Source organism: Protofrankia sp. CiP1_Cm_nod2 (genome assembly GCF_920664355.1).
GTDB lineage: Bacteria > Actinomycetota > Actinomycetes > Frankiales > Frankiaceae > Protofrankia.
Window position 1 is genome coordinate 1 of the sequence record NZ_CAKKTL010000241.1, and the last position, 7624, is coordinate 7624.

Sequence of the window (7624 nt, forward strand, 5' to 3'; positions counted from 1 at the left end):
GCCCGGCCCGGACGCCCGCCGGCGCGACCGGTCCAGGAGCGGGGTGGCCGCCCGGCCCGCCGGCCCGCCGGCCCGCCGGCCCAGGGACGGGATCGGGATGGCGGTGTCGGCGTGTCCTCGGGCCGCCGCCGATGCGGGCACCGTGTCGTACACCGCGGCCGACGCCGCGTAGCCGCGGCGGTCGGCGCGGGCCGCCTGGTACGACGCGCGAGTGGGCGGCGTGGCCGCCTTCGCCCTGCCCCGGCCCTGTCGTGTCAGCAGGGGGGCCGGCGCGCTCATGCCGCACCTCCGGCTGTCCCGTTCGGGCCGGCCGGCCCGAACGTCCCGGCCGTCCTGACCGTCCCGGATATCCTGGACGTCCTGGAACTCCCATAAGCCCCAGACGTTCTGGAGGACCGGGAGGCCCCGGACGGCGGGGCTATCCGCTCGACGGCGCGCAGTTTCGCCGCGGAGGCCCGCGGGTTGGCCGCCACCTCGTCCGGGGACGACGTCTCCCCACCGCGGGTGAGCCAGCGCATCGTCGGCGCGGCATCCGGCGGGATCACGGGCAGGTCCGGCGGTACGTCAGGGCGTACCCGCGCGGCGAATGCCCGCTTGACCATGCGGTCCTCGAGCGAGTGGTAGGCAAGCACGACGAGTCTCCCCCCGACGGCGAGCGCGTCGAGGGCCGCCGGCAGCGCCCGGGCAAGCGCCTCGAGTTCGCCGTTCACCTCGATCCTCAACGCCTGGAATGTACGTTTTGCTGGATTTCCACCGTTACGACGTGTTGCGGCCGGAATGGTCCGGCGGACGAGATCGGCCAGGCGCGCCGAGGACACGAACGGCTCGCGGGCGCGTTCCGCGACCACGGCCGAGGCGATGCGGCGAGCGAAGCGTTCTTCTCCGTAGTGGCTGAGGACGCGGGTGAGCTCGGCGGCGTCGTAGGTGTTCACGACGTCCGCGGCGGTGCGGCCCCGGCTGGGGTCCATCCGCATGTCCAGGGGAGCGTCCCGGGAATAGCTGAATCCCCGCTCGTCGGAATCAAGCTGCAGCGAGGAGACGCCCAGGTCGAACAGCACACCGTGCACCTCGGTCAGACCGAGGGTGTCCAGGACGGCCGGCAGCTGGTCGTACACGGCGTGTACCAGGGTGACCTGGCCGGCCCGGTCGGCCAGCCGGGCGCGGCTGTGCTCCAGCGCCTGTGGATCACGGTCGAGACCGATCAGGCGGGCCGTCGGGCAGGCGTCGAGTAACGCGCTCGCATGACCGGCGAGGCCCACGGTGGCGTCGACCAGGACCACCTCGGGCCCGGGCAGGGCCGGCGCCAGCAGGCCAACGACACGGTCGGAGAGGACGGGGATGTGCGTGGCGTCCACCTCGACCTCCTCGAACGGTTTTGTGAACCTCGCGGCGGGGAAGATGCGGTTGACCCGCGATCACGCTTGGTGAAAACCGCGGTGTGCACGTACGGACGATGTGAGCAGGCGACGATGTGAGCAGACAAGGATGTGAGCAGACAATGTGAACGGATATGGCGGACCGGTCCTGTCGGCTGCGTGACAGCCGGCCGGATGACCGCCAGATACGCGGACAGGCGGGAACACGTGCGCCGGGCGGCCCGGTGCCACCATCGGCCCCGGGGCTCGGCATGTGCCCAGGTCCCGCCCCGCTCACGCCACCGGACACCGGGGAAGTGGCGTCCGGTATGGAGCGGGGGGAGACCTCGGCGCACACCTGATGCCCCGGGCCGCGGCGGCACAGAGATGGCACAGAGGCGACACAGGGGTGGCGCGAGGGCCGTCGACGCTGGTCGGTCGGCGCTCCCGGTCGGGTGTGGCTGCTGTGTCTGCCGCTGTGTCTGCCGCCGTGTCCGCCTCGGACGATGACGCTCGGGCAACGCTCAGATGACGCCGGGCAACACCTCCTCGGAAAGCGCGGCGAAGTTCTCCTCCTGGCCGGTCAGATAGGTCTCCCAGCGGGCCGCGTCCCAGATCTCCACCCGGGTGTTCGCGCCGTTGACGACGCACTCCCGGGTAAGTCCCGCATACGTGCGCAGGGCCGGCGGGATGGTGATCCGTCCCTGCCGGTCGGGAACATCGTCCGAAGCCGAGGAAAAGAAGACACGGCTGTAATCCCGTAGAGCTTTTGCCGTAACAGGCGCGGCCCGCAGGGAGTCACTGATCCGGGTGAACTCAGGCATGGGGAACACGTAGAGACAGCGTTCCTGCCCCTTGGTGATCACGAGCCCCCCTTCCAGCTCCTCGCGGAACTTCGCCGGCAGGGTGAGCCGGCCTTTGTCGTCGAGCCGGGGCGTGTGGCTGCCGAGGAACATCGGCGGCCTCCTCGCCCGTGCCCGAGAGGTTCATGGCCGTTCAAACCCCGCCCTGGTCAGCCTGACAGTGCCCCTGCCCCCCACTGCGCGCCACTGTACCCCACTCCCCCCCACCTGTCCGACACTCCGGACACCCCCACGCCCACGTCCGGCGGGGCCTGGAGATCACCTCTCCGGCATCAATGTGTCTTTTGACCGAACGTGTCAAAAACACCTCCGGTAACCGATGCAGCGGCTATCCTCGACCGCCGCCGCGAATGAGTACGCTTTCCGGACGGAGCGGACGGATGATTCCCGCCGGTGAAGATCGGCTTCCGCTCGGTGCCACACTTGTGGGGGGGCCGCCGGGCCCACCTCGCCGATCTGGGGACGGAGGCCGACGTGACGGTGACGGAGCCCGGCGTCATACCGTGGCGCGAGCCCGGGACCGGCCTGCGCCACCTCGCGGATGTCGCGACGCGCATGACCCGCGCGGTCGAGAGCGTCATCGACGGCAAGCCCGAGGTGGTCAGGACATCCCTGGTCGTCCTGCTCGCCGAAGGCCACCTGCTCATCGAGGACGTGCCCGGCGTCGGCAAGACGATGCTCGCCAAGGCGCTGGGGCGCTCGATCGACGCCCGCGTCCGCCGCATCCAGTTCACTCCCGACCTGCTGCCCAGCGATGTCACGGGGGTGAGCGTCTACAACCAGGACACCCGCGACTTCGAGTTCCGCCCCGGGCCGGTCTTCTCCAACCTGGTCATAGCCGACGAGATCAACCGAGCCGCCCCCAAAGCGCAGTCGGCACTCCTCGAATGCATGGAGGAACACCAGGTCACCATTGATGGCGTCACCTATCACCTGGAATCGCCGTTCATGGTCGTCGCGACCCAGAACCCGATCGAGATGGAAGGCACCTATCCCCTGCCCGAGGCGCAACGGGACCGTTTCACCGCACGGGTGTCCATGGGCTATCCGTCATCCGCGGCCGAGCTGGCCATGCTGGACAGCCATGGCAACACCGAGCCCCTCGACGCGGTCGACCCGGTCACCGAGGCCGCCGAGATCACCAGACTCATCTCCCTGGTCCGTTCGGTCCACGTGGCCGACGAGGTACGCCGCTACATCGTCGATCTCGTGACGGCGACCCGCCGGCACCCGGAGCTCGTCCTGGGTGCCTCCCCGCGCGCGGCCCTGCACCTGATCAGGACCGCCCGGGCCCACGCCGCCCTCGACGGCCGCGCCTTCGTCGTCCCCGACGACGTCCAGGCGATGGCCGAACCGGTCCTCACCCACCGGCTGCTGGTCAGAGCGGAGACCGCGGCGTCGGGCGGGTCCGCCGTCGAGGCCGCCTCCCGGATCGTCGCGGACATCCTCACGCGGGTCCCCATCCCGCACCGGGGGGCACGTCCGTCGCACCGTGGCCGTTAGATCGCTGTGTCGGACTTCCTGGCAGCCTTACGAGGCCTGACCGTCCGCGGGCAGTGTTTCGTGGTCACCGGGCTGGTCTGCTGCGGGCTGGCGGTCGTGGTCGGCGAGAAGGACCTCCTGCGGGCCGGCCTGCTGCTGCTCACCCTGCCGCTGTGCGCGACGGCGTTCGTGTGCCGGACCCGCTACCGGCTCGCCTGCCACCGGCGCCTGACACCCGCCCGCGTGACCGTGGGGGCGGTGGTGTCGGTCGGTGTCCGGATCGACAACATGAGTCGGCGTTCCTCCTCGGTGCTGCTGGTGGATGACGACATCCCCGCCCATCTCGGCTTCCGGGCGCGCTTCATGCTCGACCGGGTGGAGCCGGGGGGCGCCCGGTACTTCACCTATCAGCTTCGCCCCCGGCTGCGCGGCCGTTACCTGATCGGGCCGATGGCGATCCGGATCACGGATCCGTTCGGGCTGTGCGAGCTCACCCGCACGTTCCGCAGCCGCGACGAACTGGTCGTCACCCCGCCGGTGGAAACGCTGCCCGCGTCGCGCCCCGGCAGGCAGATCACGATCGGTGACCTCCGCCAGCGCGACCGGCCCACCATGGGGACCGACGACTTCGTCACCCGCCCCTACCAGGCCGGGGACGACCTGCGACGGATCCACTGGCGCACCAGTGCCCGCGCCGGTGAGCTGATGGTGCGCCGGGAGGAGAGCTCCCGCCCGGCCAGCGCGACCGTCCTGCTCGACACCCGCTCCGCGGCCTGGGCCGGTCAGGGGCCGGCCTCCTCGTTCGAGTGGGCGGTCAGCGCCGCTGGCTCGGTCGCGGCGCATCTCACCGAGAGCGGCCACCTGGTCGACCTGATCTGTGACGGCAGCCTGGCGGCCGCACCGGCCGCGGGCGGACCACGGAAGCCGACCCGCAGCACCACCGCGCTGCTGGACGCGCTCGCCGTGGTGACCACCGCCGACGCCGGTCCGCCGTCCCGTGCGGCATCCCCGGGCCCGCCCATCCCCGGCCGGCGCGGCCTGGCCCACCTCGCCGGCGACGGGATACTCGTGGCGGTCCTCGGCTCCACCGAGCCGGCACGAGCAGGGATACTCGCCAGGGCCCGCCCGCGCGGCACACTCGCGACGGTCGTGCTCGTCAACGTCGCGACCTGGGACGGGAACCATGCCGCAGCCGGGCAGGAGGCCACCGGGCAGGAGAACCTGCGCGCCTGCCGCGCGGTCTTCCAGCGTCACGGCTGGACTGTGATCGTCGCCGGCTACGGCGACACCCTCGCCACGTTGTGGCCGGGTGGGTCCCAGCGGAGCTCCGGACGAAGCACAGCCGGCAGCGGGAAGAACAACAGGGCCGGGCGTCAGGCGGCCGGCGCCCAGAGCACAGGCGTGATCCACCATGGCCGACCGCAGCCACCGCAGCCACCGCAGCCACGGCATCCGGAACCACGGCACGTCGCCCAAGGGAGTGGTCCCACGCAGCCGCGGCATCCGGAACCACGGCATCCGGATCCGTCGGCCTCGTCGAGCCAGCCGCTCGAGTGGCCATCCACTGTTGGCCGGGCCGCTCCTGCCTCGGCCGCTCCTGGCCCGGCGACTCCTGGCCCGGCGACTCCTGGCCCGGCGACTCCTGGCCCGGCGACTCCTGGCCCGGCGACTCCTGATTCGGCGGCTCCTGCCTCGGCCGCTCCTGGCCCGACGGCTCCTGGCCCGGCGACTCCTGATTCGGCGGCCGTTGGCCCTGCTACCACCGGTCAGGCCACCGCCTGGCCAGCCAGCAGCGATTCGGCCATCAGAGGTTCGGCCGCTGAGAGTTCGGCCACCAGCAGCGCGGCGGCCGGCAGGCCAAGGGCCGGCAGACCAGCGGCCACCTGGCCGACCGCCGCTGACCCAGCCATTACCAGCCGGGCCACCGGCGGCCCAAGATCCTTCCCGCCTGACACGACCAGCACGGCACCACCTACCACACGCCCACCCACCGCACGCCCGACAGCCCTCCCACCCGGACCGCCCGACAGCGCCAGAACGTCCCCCCTGCCCCGCTTGTCTGCCATGCGGGAACGCGCCGACAGCAGGCCCGAGCCGGCGCGCCCGTCCGCAACACCCCGGTCACCGGCCACGCGGGTGCGGCCTGAGGAGACCCCGGAAGACGCGGCCACGGCAGGGCAGCCAGAGGCGGAAGCAGGCCTGCGGCGATGATCACGCGCCTGCCCCCCACCCTGACCGCTACTCTCGGTGGCGCACTCGCGTCGCTGCTGTGCGCGTTCGCGCTCGCGCCGTTGTTCGACGGCCTGTGGTGGCTGCGGCTGGCTGTCGCGGCCACGGCGGTGGTGGCGGGAACGTCCGTGCTGGGCCAGGCCCTGCGGTTGCCCGTCCCGGGCATCGTGCTGTTGGAGGCACTCAGCCTGCTCGTCGCGGCGACCATACTGTGTGCGCGGGAAACCGCCCTCGCCGGCGTGCTGCCGACCAGCCAGACGCTGGAAACGCTGCGTTCCCTGATCGCCACCGGCCGGGACGACGTGGCTCGGTTCGCCGCGCCGGTACCGCAACGGCCGGGTCTGGCGCTGCTCGTCCTCATCGGCGTCCATCTGGTCACGATGGTCGTCGATTTCCTGATGACGGTGGCCCGGCGTCCGGCACTCGCCGGGCTCCCGCTGCTGGCGCTGTTCATGCTGCCGGCGGCGGTGCTGCCGGACGGCGTCGGGCCGGTCCGGTTCGTTCTCGGCGCGTTGGGCTTCCTCCTGCTGCTGATAGTGGACGGCCACACCAGCATCGAACGCTGGCGAAAACCGGTCACCACCGCGTCAGCCCCCGCATCGGGTTCCGGCGCACCCGGCCCAGGCGTCGGCACCGGCCATAGCTCTGGCTCTGGCTCTGGCTCTGGCTCTGGCTCTGGCTCTGGCTCTGATCATGGCCCTGGCCAGGGCGCATCGGATGCCGCCTCGTCGGCATCCCCGCGGCTGGGCAACAGAGCCGGCGTCCACGTCATCGGGATCACCGTGTGCGCGATGGTGTGCGCGGTGGCTGTACCGGCCGCGCTGCCCTCGCTACAGGAACTGGCGCTTGTCACGCACGGTCAGGGCAACAACCATGACGACGGCCCCGGCTCGACGGTTGTCATCCAGCCGATCGTCTCGTTGGCGCAGCAACTGCACTCCCCGCTGACAAAGGAACTGGTGTCGGTGCGCACCACGTCACCGCAGTATCTGCGGCTGACCGCGCTCGAACAGTTCGACGGGCAACAGTTCACCCTGCGGGCGCTGCGCGCCGGACGCGAGGCAAAAATCAGCAACGGCCTGCCCAGGCCGACAGCCACCGCCCACAGCACGCAGATCGCCGCGGCCATCCGCGTGTCGAAGGACCTGGAGGCGAACTACCTCCCGCTGCCCGGCACCCCGACCAGAATCACCGGTCTTGACGGTGACTGGCGGCTGGCCGCCGAGACCGGCACGGTGTTCAGCACCCGGACCTCCACCGCCGACGCGACCTACCAGGTCGAAGCAGCCGTCCCAGCCCCCACCCGCGAAGAGCTCACGACCACGTTGACAGCCGTCCCAGCCGAGCTGAAGATCGACACCGAACTGCCCGCCAGCACCGACCCCCGGATCCACAACCTGGCACGGCAGCTCACGCGAACCGCGTCCGGCCCCTACCAGCAGGCTGTCGCCATCCAGAACTACCTGCAGAGCGGTGCCTTCACCTACGACCTGGACGGCGCACCCACCACCCAGGCCGGGGCGCTGACAGACTTCCTGTTCACGCGCAAACGCGGCTACTGCGAGCAGTTCGCCTCCGCGATGACGGTGCTGCTGCGGTCGCTGGGGATCCCGGCCCGGGTGGCGATCGGCTTCAACGCGGGCGAACGGCAGCCGGACGGCAGCTACCTGATGACCAACAAGAACATGCATGCGT

Annotated in this window: 5 protein-coding genes and 1 pseudogene; 3 read left to right on the forward strand and 3 right to left on the reverse strand. The window is 71.3% G+C overall.

Features of this window, described 5'->3' with window-relative positions; translation table 11 throughout:
* The 3 genes and pseudogenes from NBW84_RS24565 to mraZ form a co-directional block, all read right to left on the reverse strand.
* Nucleotides 1–279 (reverse strand): annotated as a pseudogene (locus NBW84_RS24565) (hypothetical protein); the annotation flags it as partial.
* Nucleotides 276–1355, reverse strand: a complete 1080-nt coding sequence (rsmH, locus tag NBW84_RS20405; RefSeq protein ID WP_250286482.1) for a 16S rRNA (cytosine(1402)-N(4))-methyltransferase RsmH — start codon at nt 1353–1355, stop codon at nt 276–278. The gene rsmH and the pseudogene NBW84_RS24565, both read right to left, overlap by 4 nt.
* A 524-nt stretch (nt 1356–1879) precedes the next feature.
* Entirely contained in the window at nt 1880–2311 is a 432-nt protein-coding gene (mraZ, locus tag NBW84_RS20410) for a division/cell wall cluster transcriptional repressor MraZ (RefSeq protein WP_250286484.1), read from the reverse strand.
* Nucleotides 2312–2692: 381 nt separating this feature from the next.
* Here mraZ and NBW84_RS20415 point away from each other — a divergent pair, with 381 nt between their 5' ends.
* The 3 genes from NBW84_RS20415 to NBW84_RS20425 all read left to right on the forward strand — a co-directional run.
* Nucleotides 2693–3721, forward strand: coding sequence for an AAA family ATPase (locus NBW84_RS20415; RefSeq protein WP_445548461.1), 1029 nt, complete (start codon nt 2693–2695; stop codon nt 3719–3721).
* 6 nt (nt 3722–3727) lie between these two features.
* Nucleotides 3728–5911: a DUF58 domain-containing protein gene (locus tag NBW84_RS20420; RefSeq protein WP_250286486.1), complete on the forward strand. Its 2184-nt coding sequence runs from the start codon at nt 3728–3730 to the stop codon at nt 5909–5911.
* The coding region (locus NBW84_RS20425) for a transglutaminase family protein (protein ID WP_250286488.1) at nt 5908–7624 on the forward strand (1717 nt) is incomplete at its 3' end. The genes NBW84_RS20420 and NBW84_RS20425, both read left to right, overlap by 4 nt.